General features: G+C 72.6%; 17 protein-coding genes. 5 read left to right on the top strand and 12 right to left on the bottom strand.

The window, feature by feature from the left end:
- Window positions 1-232: 232 nt before the first annotated feature.
- The gene (locus tag ABD208_RS11830; RefSeq protein ID WP_344102937.1) at window positions 233-1,336 is read right to left on the bottom strand and encodes a glycoside hydrolase family 11 protein; all 1,104 of its coding nucleotides are present in this window, start codon (window positions 1,334-1,336) and stop codon (window positions 233-235) included.
- A gap of 236 nt (window positions 1,337-1,572) precedes the next feature.
- Here ABD208_RS11830 and ABD208_RS11825 point away from each other — a divergent pair, with 236 nt between their 5' ends.
- Both ABD208_RS11825 and ABD208_RS11820 read left to right on the top strand, forming a co-directional pair.
- Window positions 1,573-2,493 carry a 5'-3' exonuclease gene (locus ABD208_RS11825; RefSeq protein WP_344102935.1) on the top strand — a complete coding sequence of 307 codons (921 nt, stop codon included), beginning with the start codon at window positions 1,573-1,575 and terminating at the stop codon, window positions 2,491-2,493.
- Between the two features lie 159 nt (window positions 2,494-2,652).
- A complete protein-coding gene (locus ABD208_RS11820) occupies window positions 2,653-3,423 on the top strand; it encodes a VOC family protein (RefSeq protein WP_344102933.1) in 771 nt (256 codons plus the stop codon).
- A 115-nt stretch (window positions 3,424-3,538) separates the two neighbouring features.
- Here ABD208_RS11820 and ABD208_RS11815 read toward each other — a convergent pair whose 3' ends face one another.
- The 3 genes from ABD208_RS11815 to ABD208_RS11805 all read right to left on the bottom strand — a co-directional run bounded on the left by ABD208_RS11815 (window position 3,539) and on the right by ABD208_RS11805 (window position 8,072).
- The gene (locus tag ABD208_RS11815) at window positions 3,539-4,276 is read right to left on the bottom strand and encodes a sirohydrochlorin chelatase (RefSeq protein WP_344102930.1); all 738 of its coding nucleotides are present in this window, start codon (window positions 4,274-4,276) and stop codon (window positions 3,539-3,541) included.
- Window positions 4,277-4,358: 82 nt separating this feature from the next.
- A complete protein-coding gene (locus tag ABD208_RS11810; RefSeq protein ID WP_344102928.1) occupies window positions 4,359-7,052 on the bottom strand; it encodes a phosphoenolpyruvate carboxylase in 2,694 nt (897 codons plus the stop codon).
- A gap of 69 nt (window positions 7,053-7,121) precedes the next feature.
- Window positions 7,122-8,072, bottom strand: a complete 951-nt coding sequence (locus ABD208_RS11805) for a DNA/RNA non-specific endonuclease (RefSeq protein ID WP_425561101.1) — start codon at window positions 8,070-8,072, stop codon at window positions 7,122-7,124.
- 86 nt (window positions 8,073-8,158) lie between these two features.
- Here ABD208_RS11805 and ABD208_RS11800 point away from each other — a divergent pair, with 86 nt between their 5' ends.
- The 3 genes from ABD208_RS11800 (at window position 8,159) to ABD208_RS11790 (ending at window position 10,998) form a co-directional block, all read left to right on the top strand.
- Complete coding sequence (locus ABD208_RS11800) at window positions 8,159-8,857, top strand: hypothetical protein (protein WP_344102924.1); 699 nt, start codon at window positions 8,159-8,161, stop codon at window positions 8,855-8,857.
- Between the two features lie 45 nt (window positions 8,858-8,902).
- Complete coding sequence (locus ABD208_RS11795) at window positions 8,903-9,691, top strand: deoxyribonuclease IV (RefSeq protein WP_344102922.1); 789 nt, start codon at window positions 8,903-8,905, stop codon at window positions 9,689-9,691.
- A gap of 164 nt (window positions 9,692-9,855) precedes the next feature.
- A complete protein-coding gene (locus ABD208_RS11790) occupies window positions 9,856-10,998 on the top strand; it encodes a mannonate dehydratase (RefSeq protein WP_344102920.1) in 1,143 nt (380 codons plus the stop codon).
- Between the two features lie 4 nt (window positions 10,999-11,002).
- Here ABD208_RS11790 and ABD208_RS11785 read toward each other — a convergent pair whose 3' ends face one another.
- The 8 genes from ABD208_RS11785 to ABD208_RS11750 all read right to left on the bottom strand — a co-directional run bounded on the left by ABD208_RS11785 (window position 11,003) and on the right by ABD208_RS11750 (window position 19,762).
- Entirely contained in the window at window positions 11,003-12,337 is a 1,335-nt protein-coding gene (locus tag ABD208_RS11785; protein ID WP_344102918.1) for a hypothetical protein, read from the bottom strand.
- Window positions 12,337-12,927 (bottom strand): sigma-70 family RNA polymerase sigma factor, encoded by a 591-nt coding sequence (locus ABD208_RS11780; RefSeq protein ID WP_344102916.1) that lies wholly within the window; start codon window positions 12,925-12,927, stop codon window positions 12,337-12,339. The genes ABD208_RS11785 and ABD208_RS11780 overlap by 1 nt, the downstream gene beginning before the upstream one ends.
- Before the next feature lie 73 nt (window positions 12,928-13,000).
- Window positions 13,001-14,590 carry an outer membrane protein assembly factor BamB family protein gene (locus ABD208_RS11775; RefSeq protein WP_344102914.1) on the bottom strand — a complete coding sequence of 530 codons (1,590 nt, stop codon included), beginning with the start codon at window positions 14,588-14,590 and terminating at the stop codon, window positions 13,001-13,003.
- 151 nt (window positions 14,591-14,741) lie between these two features.
- Window positions 14,742-14,948, bottom strand: a complete 207-nt coding sequence (locus ABD208_RS11770; RefSeq protein WP_344102912.1) for a hypothetical protein — start codon at window positions 14,946-14,948, stop codon at window positions 14,742-14,744.
- A 147-nt stretch (window positions 14,949-15,095) separates the two neighbouring features.
- Window positions 15,096-16,385, bottom strand: coding sequence for an ABC transporter permease (locus ABD208_RS11765; RefSeq protein WP_344102909.1), 1,290 nt, complete (start codon window positions 16,383-16,385; stop codon window positions 15,096-15,098).
- Entirely contained in the window at window positions 16,385-17,299 is a 915-nt protein-coding gene (locus ABD208_RS11760; protein WP_344102907.1) for an ABC transporter ATP-binding protein, read from the bottom strand. The genes ABD208_RS11765 and ABD208_RS11760 overlap by 1 nt, the downstream gene beginning before the upstream one ends.
- A gap of 136 nt (window positions 17,300-17,435) precedes the next feature.
- A complete protein-coding gene (locus tag ABD208_RS11755; RefSeq protein WP_344102905.1) occupies window positions 17,436-18,155 on the bottom strand; it encodes a DUF305 domain-containing protein in 720 nt (239 codons plus the stop codon).
- Between the two features lie 161 nt (window positions 18,156-18,316).
- Complete coding sequence (locus ABD208_RS11750) at window positions 18,317-19,762, bottom strand: LVIVD repeat-containing protein (RefSeq protein WP_344102903.1); 1,446 nt, start codon at window positions 19,760-19,762, stop codon at window positions 18,317-18,319.
- Window positions 19,763-19,838 lie beyond the last annotated feature (76 nt).

Genomic DNA, 19,838 nt, shown 5'->3' with positions numbered 1-19,838 from the left:
TGTGTGAAAACGATTTCAGCATGCTGCGCACTCCCTCGTGCAAGGTTGTGTCGGATGCGGGAAACCTGCTCCCGCACCGAGGAGCCTGCGCGGCGGAATCGGCGGATTCAAGCCCTTTCAATCGTTTAATGAAAGGCAGCGGCGTGTGCGGCCCCGCGTACGCGAAGGGCGGGACACCGGCCGTCTCGGTGCCCCGCCCTCGCCTCAGCCCGCGATCCGGGCCGAGAATCCGTCAGACACGGTTCCACTTCTGGTTGTTACCACCCGAGCAGCTGTACAGCTGAACGGGCGCGCCATTGCTGTTGCTGTAGATGTCAATGCAGACGCCGTACTGCTGGTTGCGGATCTCGCCGCCGGAACTACGCGTCCACTTCTGGCTGCCGGCGCCGTTGCAGTCGTTGATCTGCACGCGGGTGCCATTGCTGCCGCTCGGGGCATTGACGCATTTACCCTTCACGGTGAGCGACCCGTCCGAGCCGAACGTGAACCGCTGGTTGTCGTTCTGCGCGCAGGCATAGGTCTGGAGCTGCGTGCCGCTCGCGGTGTTGCCGTTCGGCAGGTCGAGGCAGGTGCCGTGCTGGGCATTCTGCAGGCGGGTGACGTCGCCGGTCCCGCCCGTCGGGTTCGGCGTCGGGTCGGTGCCGCCTCCGCCGCTGCTGCCACCGTCGCTGACCGTGACGTTCGAGGAGCCGGAGGACTGATAGCCCTCGGTCGCCATGATCTGGTAGTAGTGGTTGCCCAGGTTGTAGCCCTTCGAGGCCCACGCGTTGACGTGGTTCGCGAAGGTGATCGTGCCGCTGGTGCGCTTCGAGGTCCGGACGCTCCAGTACTGGTAGAACGTCCTGGTGCCGTCGATCGAGGGCTGGTTGACGCGCTGGGTGCGGTAGATCTCGTAGGTCCCGCCGTCCGACGAGACGGTGCCGACCGGGGTGCCGCCCGGGGGCTTCCAGGTGCCGTACGACTCGACCACGTAGTACTCGACCAGCGGGTTACGGGTCCAGCCGTACAGGGTGAGGTACGAGTTCCCGTTCGGGTTGTAGCTCGCCGAGTAGTTGATCTTGCGGGTGTTGGTGCCCGGGTTCCAGCCCTTCCCGCCCACCACGTTGTTGTTCCCGCTGCCCCAGTTCATGGAGTAGTTGCCGCCCGAGCCGAGGTTCATCGACGCGGTGCCGGGGGTGTCGGTCCAGAAGGAGTAGAAGAACCCGTTGTGGGTGCCCTCCTGGTTGGTGTCGATGGCGGCGGCCGGGTTGGCCGCGGTGACGACGAGCGCCACCGCAGCGGCGGCGGCTCCGAGCAGCCGAGCTGCCCGGCTCCTCTTGGAAATCGTTTTAGACATGCTGCGCACTCCTTTGTCAGCAGACGTCAGGCGGAGGGGACCCAAGACAGGAGCGGCTGGTCCCCGGGTTAGTTTTACCGCTGACTTAACATGGCAGGCTAGATGTAAAACGTTTAACAAGCTGGCGGAACCGTTTACGGCGCCGTGCACTGCCCTTCGGCGGGCGCCTCGTTCCTCGGCCCTCACCCTCCGCCTCACCCGTCGTCGATGTCAGAGAGCAGTGGCAGTCTGACTCCATGAGCCTGATGCTCCTCGATACCGCGTCCCTCTACTTCCGGGCGTACTTCGGCGTGCCCGACTCCCTCCGCTCCCCGCAGGGCGAGCCCGTCAACGCCGTGCGGGGCCTGCTCGACACCATCGCGTGGCTGATCACCGAGCACGGCCCGGACCGGATGGTGGCCTGCTGGGACGACGACTGGCGCCCGGCCTTCCGCGTCACGGCCATCCCGTCCTACAAGGCCCACCGCGTCGCCGACGAGGCCGCCGGCACCGAGGAGATCCCGGACACGCTGGCGCCGCAGGTCCCGGTGATCGCCGAGGTGCTGGCCGCGATCGGCATCGCGCGCGTGGGCGTACCGGGCTACGAGGCCGACGACGTCATCGGCACCCTCACCGCCCGCGAGCCGGCCGGCGGCGTCGACATCGTCACCGGCGACCGGGACCTGTTCCAGCTCGTCGACGACGACGCCGCCGTCCGCGTGCTCTACCCGGCGCGCGGCGTCCGCGACCCGGACGTCATCGACCAGGCGAAGCTCGCCGAGAGGTACGCCGTGCCGACGGGCCAGGCCTACGCCGACATGGCGACCCTCCGCGGCGACCCCTCGGACGGCCTGCCGGGCGTGCCGGGGATCGGCGAGAAGACGGCGGCGAAGCTGCTGGAACGCTACGGCGACCTCGCCGGGATCCTGCGCGCGCGCGACGACGCGGCCGACAAGGGCCTCACCGCGACCCAGCGCAAGCGCCTCCTGGAAGCGGCCGCCTACCTCGAGGTCGCACCGCTCGTCGTCCAGGTCGCCCGGGAGGCCCCGCTCCCGGAGTTCGACGACAAGCTCCCGGCGGCCCCCGCCGACCCCGGCGCCCTCACCGCCCTGACCGCCCGCTGGGGCCTGCAGTCCAGCGTGAAACGCGTCCACGACGCCCTCGGCTGGGCAAGCTGAGCGCACCGCGGATCGCGGGCCTGAGCTCGCGGGACAGGTGGGAACCCCACGCGTGCAGCGCTGCAGGAAGGGCCGCGCCGAACCACGAGTAGCAGCGATCGAACACCTGTGCGAGAGTGGTTCCGGGTACCAAGAGACACCACGACGAGGGAGCCGACCATGCCCGCAACACCGGCCCTGCCCGAGGGCGCGCCGATCTGGATCGACCTGAACACCCCGGACGTCCCCGCTGCGGTCTCGTTCTACGGCGAGCTGTTCGGCTGGGAGCACACCGAGGGTTCGGCGGAGTTCGGGGGCTACGGCACGTTCACCAAGAACGGCGCGGCCATCGCCGGCAGCATGCCCCTGCAGTCACCCGAGCAGCCCGCGATGTGGGGTGTCTACCTCAAGACGAGCGACGTCGACGCCGCCCTCGCCCGCGCCACCGCCGCCGGGGCGACGGCGCTGTTCCCGGTGCACCCCGTCGGTGACCTGGGCCGCTTCACCTTCGTGATCGACCCCGCCGGGGCCGGCGTCGGCTTCTGGGAGGCCGCACGGCACACCGGCACCGAGCTGGTCATGGAGGCCGGCGCCCCCGCGTGGTACGAGCTCATGGCCAAGGACTACGACGCCTCGGTCGCCTTCTACACCGAGGCAGCCCTCTGGGACGCGCACGTCATGATGGACACGCCGGAGATGCGATACACCACGCTCGGCAAGGACCGGGACGCCGTCGCGGGCATCTACGACGCCGCGGCGACCCTCCCGGCGGAAGCCCCGGGCACCTGGCGCGTGTACTTCGGCTCGGACGACGTCGACGCCTCGTTCGAGCGGGTCAAGACGCTCGGCGGCGCCGTGGCGGAGGAACCGCGTGACTCGCCGTACGGCCGTTGGGGCACCGCCGTCGATCCGGCGGGCGTCCCGTTCAACATCATCGGCGTGAACGACTGACGTCTCGGCCGAGCCGCGGCGGCGGCGCTCACCCGCGCCACAATGTTGACGCGACGGTGCGACCCCCAGCGCCACGGCCTGATGACGCGGCGGCGCGACGCCGCCATGGCCCGGCTCAGCCGAGCCGCGACGCCGCGGCGTCGTACCGGTCGAGAACGATCCGCACCAGGCGGTCGTCGGCGCGGCCCGACGGCGCCAGGGGCGCGCTCACGACGTCCGCCCCGGCCTCCAGCACCCGGTCGTGGAAGTAGCCCGGAGCAAGGAGGTAGGAGGCGACGACGACGCGCTCGGTCGCACCATCGGCGCCGGTCGCACCGCCCGCCCGGACGGCCGCGACCGCGGCCGGGACGCGGGGTTCCGCGCCGGCGCCGTACGACGGCGTGACCGGGCGGCCCAGGCGTTCGGCGAGGCCGGAGGCCACTTCCTCGACCGCGACGGCCGCCGCGGCGACGGTGGACCCGGCGGCGGCGAGCACCACGGCGTCGTCGTCCCGCAGCCCGGCGCCGTCGTCGATCGCGGACAACCGGTCCGCGAGCAGGTCGACCAGCCGCGCGTCCGGCCCCAGCGGCTCCGCCGCGACGGCGGCGCCGTCGTGCGCGGCCACGGCCCGCGCGATGTCGTGCCGCACGTGATACCCGGTCGACAGCAGCAGCGGCACGACGACGGCGCTCCCGGCGTCGCCCACCGCCCCGGCGAGCACGTCACCGACCTCGGGCTGCTGGACGTCGACGAACGCCTCCCGCACGTCGAGCCCCGGCCGCGCGGCCCGCACGCCGTCGAACAGGGCCCGCACGGCCGCCTGCCCGTCCACGTCGTCGGTCCCGTGCGACGTCCCCACCAGTACTGGCGCCATGCCGATCCTTCCCTTCACCACGCGCAAGAAACGGCGAGCCGGTGCGCCCCGTAGGACGCACCAGCTCGCGGACCACAGCGGGTCAGCCCGTGTTCTGCAGGCCGGCCGAGACGCCGTTGACCGTCAGGAGCAGCAGGTGCTGCAGGCGGGCGCGGTAGCTCTCGTCCACCTTCGACGCGCCGTCGGCGCCCGTGCGCAGGCCGCGCAGGGCGCGGACCTGGAGCAGGCTCAGCGCGTCGACGTACGGCGAGCGGAGCTGCACCGCGCGGCCCAGCACGCGCCGGCCCTCGAGCGGGTACGCCCGCCCCGAGATCTTCAGCACCCACTCGCGGGTGAGCCGCAGCTCCTCCAGCACGAGCCGCGCCAGGTCGTCACGGTCGCCCAGCGCCAGGTACATCTCCGCGATGCGCTCGTCGGTCTTGGCGAGCGACATCTCGACGTTGTCCAGCAGCGTCGCGAACAGCGGCCACTGCCTGCGTGCGTCGCGCAGGCGCTCCAGCCCGCCCTCGCTCTCCCCGAACTCGCGCAGCGCCGTGCCCAGGCCGTACCAGCCGGCCAGGTTGATCCGCGCCTGCGACCAGGAGAACACCCACGGGATCGCCCGCAGGTCGTCCAGCGAGTTCACGGACAGGCCACGCTTGGCGGGCCGGGAGCCGATCGGCAGCATGCCGACCTCCTCCAGCGGCGTCACCTGCGCGAACCACTGCGGGAACCCCTCGGCCTTGACCAGCTCGTGGAACCGGGTCCGCGAGGCGGCGTCGAGCCGCACGGCGAGCTCCGTGAACTCCGCCGCGGCGTCGGCGTTGCGCTTCTCCACCGACGGCGCCGAGGCGAGCAGCGTCGCCGCCGCCACCTGCTCGATGTGCCGCGCGGCGATCGTCGGGTCGCCGTAGCGGGCCAGGATGACCTCGCCCTGCTCGGTCAGCTTGAACCGCCCGTCCACCGAGTGCGGCGGCTGCGCGAGCACCGCGCGGTTCGCGGGGCCGCCGCCGCGGCCGAGCGCGCCGCCGCGGCCGTGGAACAGCGTGAGCGTGATGTCGTGCCGCGCCGCCCACTCCGCGATCCGCGACTGCGCCTGGTCGGTCGCGAGCGTCGCCGAGACCGGCCCGACGTCCTTCGACGAGTCCGAGTAGCCGAGCATGACCTCGACCCGGCGCCCGTTGTCCGCCAGGCGCTTCTGCACCACGGGCAGCTCCAGCATCGACTCCAGGATGTCCACGGAGTTCTGCAGGTCGGCGAAGGTCTCGAAGAGCGGGATCGCGTCGATCACCGGCGCGTCGTCCGCCTGGTCGAAGGCCAGCGAGGCCAGCTCGTAGACGGCGGCGAGGTGCGCGGGCTCCTGCGTGAACGACACGATGTACCGCCGCGCCGCCCGGATCCCGAACCGCTTCTGCACCGCGCCGAGCGCGCGGAACGTGTCCAGTACCTCGACGGTGCGCTCCGAGAGCGCCCCGCGGACGCCCTTCTCCCGGATCTCCTCGAGCGCCGCGGCGTGCACCTGCGAGTGCTGCCGGATCTCGAGCTCCGCGAGGTGGAAGCCGAACGTCTGCACCTGCCACACGAGCCGCTGCAGGTCGCCGTACGCCGCACGCGACGCCCCGGCGGCCGCGAGCGAGTCCTGCACGATGCGCAGGTCCTGCTCCAGCTCCTCGGCGTCGCGGTAGGCGAGGTCGGCGTTGCGCGTGCGGGTCGCGGCGATCCGCTCCGCGATCGCGAGCACCGCCGCGCGGTGCGGCTCGCGCGGCGACGCCGCCGCGGCGCGGCCGGCGAGCTCGGCGGACAGCTGCTTCTGCCGCTGCAGCAGGCTCACCAGGTCCGACGACGGCGCGGTGTCGGCCTCGTCGAGGGTCAGCCGGCGGCCGGCGTCGGTCGCGACCCGCTCCAGGGCGGCGAGCGCGTGCTCGGAGGCGAGCGTCGCGGCCTGGCGCGTCACGTCGGCGGTCACGTTCGGGTTGCCGTCGCGGTCGCCGCCGATCCACGAGCCGAGCCGCACGAACGGCTTGGCCACGGGCGCGACCCGCCCGGCGTCGTCGGCCAGCAGCCAGTCGTCGAGACGGCGGTACACGTCCGGGAAGACGTCGACCATGACGGCGTCGAAGACGCCCATGATCGTCTTGACCTCGTCGAGCACCGACGGCTTGGACTGCCGGATCGGGGAGGTGCGCCACATCGTGTCGATCTCGGCGAGCAGCTTGCGCTCGTTCTCCACGAGGGAGACGCCGCCGAGCGTCACGGCGTCGCGCTCGGCGAGCAGGTCGGCGATACGCCGGATCGTGCCGCTGATGGCACGACGACGGGCCTCGGTCGGGTGGGCGGTCAGGACCGGCCGGAACTCGAGCTCGTCGAGGCGGCGCAGCGCCTCGTCCCGGCCGACCTCCTCGGTGAGCTGCGCGAACGCCTCCGGGAGGGTGTCCTCCATGACGGCGGGGCCGCTCGTGGTCTGACCCTCGCGGGCGCGCAGCACGCGTACGCGGTGGAACTCCTCGGCCAGGTTGGCGAGGTGGAAGTAGCAGGTGAAGGCCCGGGCGACCTGTTCGGCGCGTTCCAGGGTGAAGCCGTCGACCAGCGCCGACGCCTCGTCGAGCGCGCCGTCGTGGCCGTTGCCGTAGGCCCTGATGGTCAGCTCACGCAGGCGCTCCACGTCGTCGAGCAGTTCCTGCCCGCCGGCCTCGCGCAGGATCTCGCCGAGAAGGCGGCCGAGCAGTCGGACGTCGTCTCGCAGCGGGTCGGGAACCTCGTGGGGTGCCGAGCCGCGGGCGGTGGTTGTGTCGCTCACGCCTCTGAGACTATTGGTATCCGGCGTTGGTGAGAACTTTGCGTCCGTTCTACGAACGGTTCCGATCGGTCACGATCCGGCCCGCAGGTGGATCTGGTCGCTTCCGGACAGCTCGGTCCAGCGGCGCGCCTGAGGGACGCGCTGGATGAGGATCTCGCCCGGTTCCGCGTCCGGCTGCGGTTCCGGCTGGAGGCCGAGCACGTCCGCGGTGAGGAGGTTGCCCAGGTCGATCGATGTGAGGGACGCCACGTCGACCACGGGGACCTGATAGGTCCGGAAGGGACCGAGCGGGGGGATCTGGTCGCGGGCGAGCGCCTGCGTGGTGATCCGGGCGAGCTCGGCCTCGTCGAGCAGGGGGGTCTGGTCGAGCACGAAGGCGGCGGCGTAGAGGCGCGGGCCGGACGACGGCGGGCCGGCCGGGTCCGCCGGGACGTCGTCGTCCCCCGGGACGTCGTCGTACGACGACGCCCACGCGACCACCTTCCAGAACATGCGCGGGATGCCGACGCCGCGGTAGACCGGGTCGTCGTCCTCGAGGACGGGACCGGTCAGGACGACGATGCGGTGGTCGTGGGCGTCGGCGTACTCGAGGACGTGGTCCTCCAGGCCGTTCCACAGGTCCTTCGACTGGTTGAACGCGTCCACCTGCGGGGCGGCGTTCGTGAAGGTGAAGGTGTCGGCGTTGGCCTGCCCGGCCGCGGCCGCGTCGCCCCAGACCGGGTCGAGGCGGCGCACGAGGTGGCCGCGGTCGAAGGAGTTGTTCTCGTAGAGGGCGTTGCCGGCCTGCTCCGTGACCGGGACGCGGGCGTCGAGACGCCAGGTGCCGGTGCGGGGGAAGTCGACCAGCTTGCCGCCGTCGATGGCACAGGCCGTGGCGGCGGCGAGGCGCCGGGCGGGGTCCAGCAGCACCGTGAAGTGCGTGTAGTCGAGCCGCCGGGTGTCCTGGGCGGGAACGGGCAGGGGCACGGCGAGCTCGCCGGGACCGATGAACTCGGCGTCGTATCCGATCACAGGCAGCATCCAAGCAGACGGGAGCGGCCGGAAGGGGGTTGCGCCTCGCGCGGATCCACGATCTGATGTGGCCCGATATGTGGGGAGGCTTCCGGATGGACGACGACGAGAGCTGGCTCACGTGCTGGTGGCCGGACAACTGGCCGGTCACGCTGGCCCTCTTCGGGGCCGAGCTGGTGATCGCCTTCGTGCTCGGCGCGATCGACTGGGTCAACACGTTCGGGTGGACCGTGCAGGGGACGGACGTCGATGCGGGCATCGCCGCGCTCCGGAGCGCGTTCGTGCCCCTGCTCGCGATCTGGTCGGCGCTCTGCCTGATGATCATGCCCGCCGCCCTGCCCCTGGTGCTGGTGGGCCAGAGGCAGGTGGTGCGCGGTGCGATCAAGAGGCTCCTGTGCCCGCCGGCACTGATCTTCTACGCGGGGGTGTGGGTGGTCACGATCGCTCCCCCTGCCCTGCCGGAATGGCTCACGGGCGTGCTGTCGCTGCTCGCGCTCCTGGCCCTTGCGCTGCTGGTGGTCACGCAGTTCGGCGTCGGGTCGATGCCTCCCGCCGTGCACCTCGTCGTGCTGCTGCTCGCCTTCGGGATCACGATGCTCTTTCCCGCCCGGGTGCTTGCCAGCAACGACGACCCGGGGTCGTCGCCGATGGCGCAGGCGGACTCCTTCCCGGAATGGTTCGAGGCCTACTGGGCACAGGTCCAGCCGCAGGGCACGGTCGACTGGGGGATCGCTGTCGCGGGCCTGGTCATGGTGATCGTGGCCTTCTGGATCGACCGGGAGCTGAGCGACTGATCTCCGGCGGCCCCGATGTCAGTGAGTCGCCGTAGTGTGGTCCGCATGGTGAAGATCGGCGCGCACGTGGAGCTGGCCGGGGCCGTCGCGGCGGCGAAGGAGCTCGCGGCGGACCAGGTGCAGGTGTTCCTCAGCAATCCGCAGCAGTGGAAGGTCGGCGACCTGCCGTACGAGGGCGGCGTGGACCGGTTCCGGGCCGACGTCGCCGAGGCCGGGCTCGACGTGTACGTCCACGCGCCCTACGTCATCAACGTGGCCTCGACGAACAACCGCATCCGGATCCCGAGCCGGAAGCTGCTGCAGACCACGATGGACCGGGCCGCCGAGGTGGGCGCGCTCGGCGTCGTCGTGCACGGCGGGCACGTCGGGGAGAAGGACGAGCCCGCCAAGGGCTTCGACAACTGGCGCAAGGCGATCGACGCGCTGGAGACCGACGTCCCGGTGCTCATCGAGAACACCGCGGGCGGCGATCACTCCATGACACGCCGCCTGGAGCGGATCGAGCAGCTCTGGGCCGCGATCCAGCAGGCCGACGGCGCGGCGAAGGTGGGTTTCTGCCTCGACACGTGCCACGCCTGGGCGGGCGGGCTGGACCTCGGCGAGGCCGCCGCCCAGGTCCGCGCGATCACCGGCCGCATCGACCTGGTCCACGCCAACGACTCCCGCGACGCGGCGGGCTCCGGCGCGGACCGCCACACCAACTTCGGCCAGGGCCAGATCCCCGAGGCCGAGCTGGTCGCCGTCATCGCGGCGGCCGGCGCCCCGGTCATCTGCGAGACCAAGGGCGCCATGGCCCCGGACATCACCTGGCTCCGGGACCGCCTCCCGGCCTGACCACCCACCGGCGGACGGCCCGGTTCCTGGTGGGCCGGCTCCGTCGGCCGTGTCCGCAGGGCCGCGGACGGCGCCCGCCCGGACGATGCCCCAGTGACGTCTTCGAGCGCGCTACGATCGTGCAAACGTTTGCACTCACCCACGACCGATGGAGCTCGCACGCGATGAAGATGGGCTTTCGCTGGTACGGCGACGGCAACGACACCGTCACCCTCGACCACATCCGCCAGATCCCCGGAGTCGAGACGATCGTCTGGTCCCTGCACCACAAGCAGGCGGGCGAGGCGTGGAGCCAGGAGGAGATCGACGCCGAGGTCGCGCGGATCACCACGATCCCCGCCGAGGCCCGCGAGCGCGGCGTCACGCGCACGTTCGACGCCGAGGTCGTGGAGTCGGTGAACGTCCACGAGTCGATCAAGGTCGGCAAGCGGGTGCTCGGGATGGACCGCGACGAGGCGATCGAGAACTACGCCGCCACGCTGGAACGGCTCGCCCGCGCGGGCGTCAAGGTCGTCACGTACAACTTCATGCCGGTCTTCGACTGGCTGCGCACCGACCTGTGGCACCCGCTCCCGGACGGCTCGACCGCGTTGTTCTACGAGCAGGCCGTCGTCGACCGGATGGATCCGGCCAAGGCGGCCGACGCCGTCCTGTCCGGCGCGGCGGAGCTCACCCTGCCCGGCTGGGAGCCCGAGCGCATGGCCCGCCTCCCCGAGATCGCCGCCGCCTACGAGGGCGTCACCCACGACGACATGTACGCGCACTACGAGTACTTCCTGGACGCGGTCGTCCCGGTCTGCGACGAGTTCGGCATCAGCCTCGCGGTGCACCCCGACGACCCGCCGTTCGACGTGTTCGGCTGGCCGCGCGTCGTGTCCACGAAGGAGGACCTGGCGCGCGTCCTCGCGCTGAACGACAGCCCGCGCCACGGCCTCGCGCTCTGCCTCGGGAGCTTCTCGGCGAACGAGGGGGCCGACGCCGTCGACGCCGTGGTCACGTTCATGGACCGCATCCACTTCAGCCACGTGCGCAACATCAAGCACCTCGGCGGCGGCGACTTCACCGAGGTGGCGCACCGCGCCTGCGAGGGCGACGTCGACACCGTCGGCATCATGCGCGCCTACGCCGAGGCCGGCTACACGGGATACCTCCGGCCGGACCACGGCCGGCACCTCTGGGACGAGAACACGACCCACCGCCCCCGCCCGGGCTACGGCCTCTACGACCGCGCCCTCGGCATCCAGTACCTCCTGGGCGTCTGGGACGCGGTGCGCGCGGCCCTGCCGGAGGCTCCGGCCGCGCGGTAGGGCCCTACCCGGCCGTGGCCACGGTCGGGCCCGGGGCGGGGGCCTGTGCCGGGACCAGCCGCACGTTCGCCTGGGCGACGTCGTCCGGCACCTGGGTCAGGTAGAGCCCGACGTCGCCGTCGGCGCTGAACGGGATCCCGCTGTGGACGTACTCGCCCGTCGCGTGCTCCCGGCCGTCGCACCGGATCCGCTCCGCGGCCTCGATCGCGCCGTTGAACGAGCCGCGCACCGTCAGCCCGACGCTGCGCGCCTCGGTGACGCCCGCGGCCACGGAGCAGCTCCCGCGGACCTCGAACACCACGTCCCGCGCCACCGTCTTCTCCAGCGCGGCCCAGTCCCCGACGTAACCGATCAGCCGCTCGTACTCGCCGGTGCGGTCCAGGACGACGCTGTTGATCCCGCCCTGCTCCAGGAGCGCCGCGTCCGGCCCCTGCGGAAGGTCGAGCGGCTCCGCGGTCTCCAGGCCGCCGCCGGCGAGGAAGCGTTCGCCCGCCACGATCGTGACCGCCACCGGCTCGCTCGCCACCAGCGTGCCGTCCTCGACCGACACGGCCCGCACCTGGTACGTGCCGTCCGGCAGGGCGCCGTCCTTCGAGTCCAGGCACTCGCTGGACCGGTCGTCCCACGCCTCGGTGACGCCGGACGTGTTCTCGGTGTTGGTGAACGAGTCCGGGGTCTCCCAGCCGGAACCGAGGTCGACCACGGTGCCCGCGCGCGTCGTCCACACGAGGTTCGGCCACTGCAGGCCGGCACGGACCACCGGCCCGCCGGCGGCGTCCACGGCCCTGACCGCCGCCCGCTCGCCGAAGTACCACTCGCCCTCGTACCAGGACGCGGTGCTGGTGAGCCCGGAGAGCTCCAGCCGCGTGTCGAACGACGTCCCCACCCGCGACCACGACTCCCCGCACCGCAGCCGGGTCCCCCGGAGCAGCGGGGGCTGCTCGGCGGCCTCGTCGATCCGCAGCTGGGCGCCGTCGACCGGCACCGGCCTCGGCGCCCGCGGCGCCACCGCGGCGGACCGCTCCGGCGCCTCGGTCGCCCTCGACGACGGCGACGGGTTCCCCGGCAGCACCGGCGCCGCGTCGCCGTCGGGCACGAGCTGCGGCCCGCCGAACACCAGCAGCGCGGCGACCGCGAGCGCCCCGCCGCCGGCCGCCCCGAGCTTCGCGGCCCGGCGCCGCCGCACGCTGCCCGCCATCCCGCGGACGTTCGCGGCGGGCCCGGTCGGCGAGTAGGGGTCGACGCCGTCGGCCATCGCGATGAGCGTCTCGGCCAAGATCCTGCTCCCCTCGGGGTCGGCCCAGCCGTAGTCCTGGTTCCAGTCGTCCTCGTGGTTCATCACAGACCTCCGCCCGCGTTCATCGGCTCCAGGACGCCGCGCAGGGTGCGCATCGCCTCGTGCAGGTACCGCTTGACGGTGCCGGGCGCGGTGCCGAGCGCCTCGGCGACCTGATTGATCGTCATGTCCTCGAAGAACCGCAGCACGACGGCGGAGCGCTGGCGGGGCGTGAGCGACCGCAGGGCGAGGACGACGTCGGCGCGCGCGGTGATGCCCGAGTCGGGGAAGGGGATGTACCCGGCCTCCGCGACGCGCGGTTCGAGCAGCGTCCAGCGCTTCCTGCGCCGCCACCCGTCGAGGTAGAGGTTGAGGATGGTGCGGCGCACGAACGCCTCGACCCGCTCGACGCGCACGGGTGACCCGGCCGGGCCGGCGCCGACGTCGTCCAGGGGGACGGCGCGCATCCCGGCCTCGCCGTGGTCCTGGCCGCGCACCGCGCGCGGGGTCACGAGCCGGGAGCAGTAGCGCACGAGCGCCTCCTGCACGAGGTCCTCGGCCTGCCGCGGATCGCCGCACAGGGTGTAGGCGTACCCGGTCAGCGCGCTGCCGCGCTCCCTGGCGAGCGTCTCGAGCTCGTCATGCCAGCCCATGGCGGGCTCCGATCCGTGGCGTCATACCCCTCCCGACGAACCTGCCCGGGAAAGGGTTGTGCGGCGGGCGATATCAGGAGGCGGTCGCGAGCCCCGACACGCCGGTCCCGTTGATCTGCACCAGGTGCCCGTCGATCGCGGCGACCTGGTAGTACGGCTGGTCCTGCGAGATGTCCCAGGTGGTCTCGCCGGTCGCGAGGTCGAGGGCGACGAGGCGCAGCGGCCCGTCGCCACCGGTGGCCCTGCCGTCGAGCACGAGCATCACGGACCGCCCGTCCGTGTACGCGCCGAAGGCGGAGCTGCCGGCGACGGTGGCGGCGTCCTTCCCGAGGACGTCCGCGGTCCAGCGCCGGTCGCCGGACCGGACGTCGTACGCCACGATCTCGCCCTTCGCCGTGAGCAGCACCGCGGTGCCCGCGGTCTGCGCCAGGACGCCGGTCGCGTCCTCGATCCGGGGGACGAGCGCGGGGTCGAGGTCCGGATCGGCGGTCGCCCACGGCGTGGCCGTCGGCTCCCCGTCGGCGACGGGTTGCGGCGCGCCGTCCGACGTCGCCAGGCGCGCGCTGATCCCGCAGGAGTCGGCGCTGATCAGCTCGCCGTTCGCGGACCAGGTCAGCTCCCCGGTCACGTCGAGCTCGGGGCCTTCGGGCGTCCACATGATGCAGGAGTTCGCCTGCGCCCCGGCGTCGAACTCCACCGTGCGCTCCCAGCGCGGTTCCCCGGTCGCGGCGTCCTCGACGCGCACGGTGAGCCCGGGCGCGGATCGCACGTTCCCCTTGACGGACGCGGTGCTGCCGTCCTCGACGACGCGGGCCTCGCCGAGGTCGACGGGGGTGTCGTCCCGGGTCAGCACCGCGATCCCGCCGTCGGGCAGGGGCGCGAGCACGGGAGCGGGCAGCCCGGCGGCGTCGTCCCCGGCCGTCTTGAGCTCGCGGCGTTCGACGGCGCCGTCGGCGCCGATCACGATCGCCTCGGTCGTGCCGCCGCCCTCCGTCACGCAGACCAGCGGGTCCGACGGCGCCGGCGTGCGCACCGCGATCGACCCGACCGGCTGGGGTGACGACCCGCACCGCACCGTGGCGCCCTGGGACACCGCGGCCTTGCCGAGCACCTCCACCGCCCAGCGTTGCTCGCCGGTCTCCGGGTCGAGCCCGAGCACCCTGCCCCCGGCCGTGACGGCGGCCAGGTCCCCGACGGGGACGACGCGCGGTTCGACGGCGTCGCCGAGGTCGACGTGCCAGGCCTCACGAGGCGCCTCGGCCAGCGTCAGCACGCCCCCGGGCGCCGCGCGCAGGCGCGCGTCGCGCTGGTTCGCCTGGACGACGGTCGTGCCGACGACGGCGCCCGCGACGACGACGGCGACGCCACCGGCGAGGATCGCCCGCCCCGTGACGCTGCCCGGGACCATCGACCGCAGCGCGCCGCCCGCCTTGCGCAGCCCGCCGGCGGACGCGGCAGCGGAGCGCCGCAACCCCGGACCCAGCAGCGCCGCACCCGCGACCGGACCCCGCCGCGCCCGGTTCGAGCGGCCGTCCCCGGCGGCGTCGTCGTCCGCCGGATCGGCCGGGCCGGGCACGTCCCCGGACGGGTTCTTGATGTGCTCGGGCACGCTGTCGAGCAGCACGCCGCTCTCGTCGTGGGAATCGTCCTCCGGTCTGGACATGGAACGGAGTTTTCCACAGCCCACCACCCGCGGGCCATGCCCTCCGCGCTCCGGGACGACGGATCGCGCGAACGGGTGCCCGCCGTCCCGGCGCGGGGCCGCGGACCGCGCGGCGGCGGCTCTGCTCGCGGGCGGGTCACCGGCCGCCGGATCAGCGGCGGCGCTTGGCCGCCGTCTGCTCGACGAGGTCCAGCAGGGCGGCGTGGGCGCGGCGCTTGCGGTCCTGGGGGTCGGTGGTCAGCGTGTCGCCCGCGTTCCCCTCGCCCGGGGCGGGCCGGACGCGCTGCGGCCGGTTCCCGAGGGGGCGGGAGCGTTCAGCTGCGGCAATGATGGACTGCATCCGGATCGCGGCATCCATGGTCGGCCTCCTGGCGGGCAGGGCGTCGGGGTCGACGCCTCGGTCCCACCATGCTGCGGCCGGGCGGTTTCGGTGGTGTTGCCGCCGCGGGACAAGCCCGTGAAACCCCTTCACCCCATGTTTCCGGCAGCTACCTCCCCGGCCCCGTCAGGCGCGGCCGAGCGCGTGCCTCCAGCTCACCCGCCCGCCGGTCTGCAGCAGGGCCCGCCGGTACGCCTTCTCCGACACCAGCACGGCCACCACGGCGAACGCCGCGAGGAGGACGACGGAGACCACCGGCTCCCACCACGCCGCGTCCCCCGCGAGCACCCGCGTCGGCATGGAGACGATCGAGGTCAGCGGCACGAACGACAGCACCCGCTCGAGCGTCCCCTCCGCCCCGAAGGTCGTCAGGTAGATGGCCATCAGCACCATCGTCAGCGGCGCCGTCGTGCCCTGCAGGTCCTCGGTACGCGACGCCAGCGCCCCCGACATCGCGTACAGGGACGCCACCGCCACGAACCCGACGGTGAAGAACACGACGAACCAGGTCAGCGAGGCGGTCATCGCCGGCACCGCGCCCTTGTAGTCCGTCAGGGCCAGCCCGATCAGCCCCACGGACGCGAACACGAGGTTCTGCGCGAGCGCGATCACGGAGTTCCCCAGCACCTTGCCCGCCAGGACGTGCCGCAGCGGCACCGCCGACGCGATGATCTCCACCAGCCGGGACTGCTTCTCCTCGACGACGCTGGACGCGATCATCTGCCCGGACCCGAGCGCCCCGATGAAGAAGAGGAACGCCATCGCGTAGCTCGCGAACTCGACCACCCCCGCCCCGACGCCGCTGCCGTCCAGCCGCCGGGTGTCCAGCTCGCCGCCGCGCGACAGCGCGGTCAGGCTCGTGCCCGACGCCTCGGCCCGCTCGGCGAGCGTCACCTGCTCGGCGACGGGGGCCAGGAGCAGCGTGAGCTTCTGGCTCGGCTCGCCCCAGCCGGCGAGGTTCCAGTCGAACTCGGGGGCGGCCCCGGCCGCCCCGCCGTCCGCCGCGGCGGAGCCGCCGCCCGCGCTGCTCAGCCACACGTCGGCCGACTCGTCCGCGAGCGCCGCCCGCGCCGCCTCGGCGTCGGCGACCTCCAGCACGGTCAGCTCCCCCTCGCCGCCGTTCTCGCGCAGGTCCTCGTCGGCCAGCCCGACGGCGTCGGCCGCGGGCTCGTCGCCCGCGACGACGGCGACGGCGTAGCTGTCGGCCTGACCGCCCTGCCAGGCGAAGAACCCGGCGATGCCCGCGATGAGCAGCACGGTCACGCCGAGCCCGAGGAGGAAGGCCTTGTTCATGACGCGCGCGACGATCTCGCGCTGCATGACGATGAGCCAGGCGGGGGAGTCCGCAGGCGCCGCCGGGCCGGGGCGCGGCCCGGTCGTGGCGGCCAGGGGGCGTTCGCGCTCGGAGACAGGCATCAGGCGGCCACCTCTCGGTAGATCTCGGTCAGGCTGGGGCGCACGGGCGAGAACTCGTGGACCCCGCCCCGGTCCAGGGCCGCGCCGAGCAGGCGGCGGGCGGCGTCGTCGTCGGACACCTCGACGAGCGCGACGGAACCGTCGATGTCGACGGCGTGCACGCCGTCCATGCCGCGCACCCAGCCGGCGTCGCCGGACAGGACGAGGCGGTGCCGGACGACGCCGCGCGCGGCGAGGCTCGCGGGGGTGCCGTCGGCGACGACCTTGCCCTGGCGCAGGATCACGAGCCGCTCGCAGAGGCGTTCGACCAGGTCGAGCTGGTGCGACGAGAACAGGACGGGCACGCCGCGGGAGGTGTGCTCGCGCAGCAGGTCGACCATGCCGTCGACGGCGGCCGGGTCGAGGCCGCTGAACGGCTCGTCGAGGATCAGTGCGCGGGGCGAGCCCATGACCGCGGCGATGATCTGCACGCGCTGCTGGTTCCCGAGGGAGAGTTTCTCGACGTGCTCCCGGGCGCGGTCCGCGAGGCCGAGGCGGGCGAGGTGGTCCAGCACCTCGGCGCGGGCGGTCGCGGCGGGGATGCCGCGCAGGCGCGCGAGGTAGACGAGCTGGTCGAGGACGGGTTGCTTGGGGTAGAGGCCGCGTTCCTCGGGCATGTAGCCGAACGTGCGCCGGTCCGCCGCCGTGACGGGGCGGCCGCCGAACAGGGTCTCGCCCGACGACGGCGCCAGGACGCCCATCATCATCCGCATCGTGGACGTCTTGCCGGCGCCGTTGCCGCCGACGAAACCCGTCAGCAGGCCGGCGGGCGCGTGGAAGCTGACGTCGTCCACGGCGCGCACGGCCGTGCCGCCGCTGCCGAAGACGCGAACGAGGGACCGGACCTCGAGGCCCTCCCCCTGTGCTGTGCTCATGGGGCTCACGCTAGGACCTGCGGCAGCCGCCGCAGATCACCCTGGAGAGGGAGTCGCTTCCGCCTGAGGTCGGGCCTTCGCGGGGCAGCGGCCCGGCCCGCGGGCTCGGTGCCGAGGAGGTGGGCGCGGGCGCGGGCTACTGCGCCGTCGGGCCCACGACCGCGAGCATCTCCTGGAGCCTGTTCGCCTCGCCGCTGATCCGTTCGCGCTCGGCTTCCGCCAGCGCGATCGCGTCGGCGTCCCTGCCGCCGGCGATCTCCTCGTCGGCGGGTTCCAGGCCGCCGTAGTGGTGCTCGATCAGCGCGCCGAGCAGCGCCGCGTCGAACTCGGCCTCCTCGAGCTGCGACATCGCGTCGATCTGCTCGGGCGTGAGCATGCCGTGGTCGGTCCCCTTGCCGTGCACGTGCTGCAGGCCGGCCGGCGCCCGGGGGCCGGACCCGGCGGCGCCGTCGTCCCTCGTGCCGTCCAGGCCGCCCGCCTCGACGAGCGCGAGGGCCGCCGTGGCCGACGCCGGGACGGGGATCCGCCGCTCGGCCAGCCACACCGCGAGGGCGTCGGCCTGCTCGGCGGACGCGCTGCCGACCTCGTGCACCAGCTCCAGCACCACCGGGTTGTCGCTCCGCGCGGGCGCGAGGGACGCCAGCTCGATCGCCTGGGCGTTGTGCTCGGCCATGACCTGGGCGTACACCCGGTCGGCGTCGCTGTAGCCGTCGGCGGCCTGCTGGGCGGGGACGGCGACGCCCAGCCACAGCACCACGGCGAGCACGGCCGCGATCCCGGCAGCCAGGATCGCCCCCATGACCCGCAGCCTCTTGCCCAGGTCGTATCCGGATCGCCCCGCGGCCTCGGAAGTCATGTCCGGAAGGTTCCCATACGAACTCCCGGTCCCGCCACAACCGTGCGCCCGGGAACCGCCGGGGGAAGCAGCCTGACGGCGCGACGTCGGGCCTGCGAGCGCCTCGTCGTGGCGCCCGCAGGCCCTACCCCGTACCCGACGGCCCTACCCGGGCGGTCCGGTCAGAACTGCGTCTGGGTCTGCGGGTTCAGACCCGGGAGGTGCTTGTTCGCCCGGCGGTCGATCGACGGGTCGAGCTTGAAGGTGTCGAAGCCGACCGACAGGTCGTTCGAGTACACGTAGCCGTTGTAGTAGTACGTGGACCACGTGCCGCCGCCGCTCAGGCCCTCGCCGCGGTCGAACCAGGCGATCTCCTTCGGGTTCTTCGAGTCGGTGAAGTCAAACGCCGAGACGCCGCCCTGGTACCAGGACTGCACCATCAGGTCCTTGCCCTTGACCGGGATCAGCGAGCCGTTGTGGGCCACGCAGTTCTCGGCCGCGGTGTTGATCCGCGGGATCTTGTAGTACGACGCGAACCGCAGCTTGCCGCGCTTGATGTCGTAGATCCCGTTGGCGCCCTGCTCCGGCCGGAACTCGTCGGTGCAGGTCGCCAGACCGCCGCCGCCGAGCTCGTCGGTGAAGACCACCTTGGTGCCGTCGTTGCTGAACGTCGCCGAGTGCCAGAACGCGAAGTTCTCCGTGTCCCGTGCGCTGCTGATGATCCGCGGCTTCTCGCGGTCGGAGATGTCCATCAGGATGCCGTCACCCATGCACGCGCCCGCCGCGAGATCGAACTTCACGTAGGTGGTGATGTCGTGGCAGCCCGACGTCGAGTAGTAGCTGTCCGGGCCCTCGGGGTGCGTGTACCCGCCGTCCGGGAAGAGCACCGGGGTGGCCACGATCTCGGAGGCCGCGAGGTCCGCCTTCGGGATCTTCACGATCGAGATCAGGTCGTGGGGCCGCGTGCAGTTCACGAGCGTGTCGCTCGGGAAGTACGAGGACACGTACACGTACACGCTCCTGCCGTCCTTCGACGGCGCGAGCGAGTTGGTGTGCGAACCGCAGGACGTCTCCACCGACTTCACGTACACCGGGTTCGCCGGGTCGGAGATGTCCCAGACCCGGATGCCCTCCCAGTAGTTCGCGGGGTCCGACGACGACGTGCTGTCGCACGAGTCGTCCGTACGCCGCGAGTCCGTGGACGTCACCAGGATGTTCCCGTGGACCGACACGTCGTTCTGCCCGCCCGGGCAGTACACCTGCACCAGTTGCTCGGGAGCGGCCGGGTTCGACAGGTCGTAGACGGTGAAGCCGTCGTAGTTCCCGGCGAACGCGTACCTGCCCTTGAACGCGATGTCCGAGCCCGTGCTCTGCAGGGTCCCGTTCTTCGGGTTGTTGTGCAGGTGCTGCAGGCGGAAGCTCTCGACCTCGCCCGGCGGGACGTCCGGGTCCGCCGCGCTCCTGGTGGCTGCACCGCTGACCGACGTCGTCGTCGTGTCAGCGGCCCCGGCGCCGTCGCCGGGCTCGGCAGCGGCCATGGGCGCCGCGAACATGACCGTCGTGAGGGCTACCGCGAGGGTCGCTGCGGCTCCCTTCGGACGCAATTTCTTCAGTGTTGATCGACGCACGTGCGTCACACCTCCTTGCTAGGGTCACTTGCGAGTCTTACCTTCTTCGGAGGATTCGTCCAGCACGATCGGACAT

The organism is Myceligenerans crystallogenes (assembly GCF_039529775.1).
GTDB lineage: Bacteria > Actinomycetota > Actinomycetes > Actinomycetales > Cellulomonadaceae > Myceligenerans > Myceligenerans crystallogenes.
Note: the sequence above shows the minus strand (reverse complement) of the source record. Positions and strands in the feature narration are given on the sequence as shown.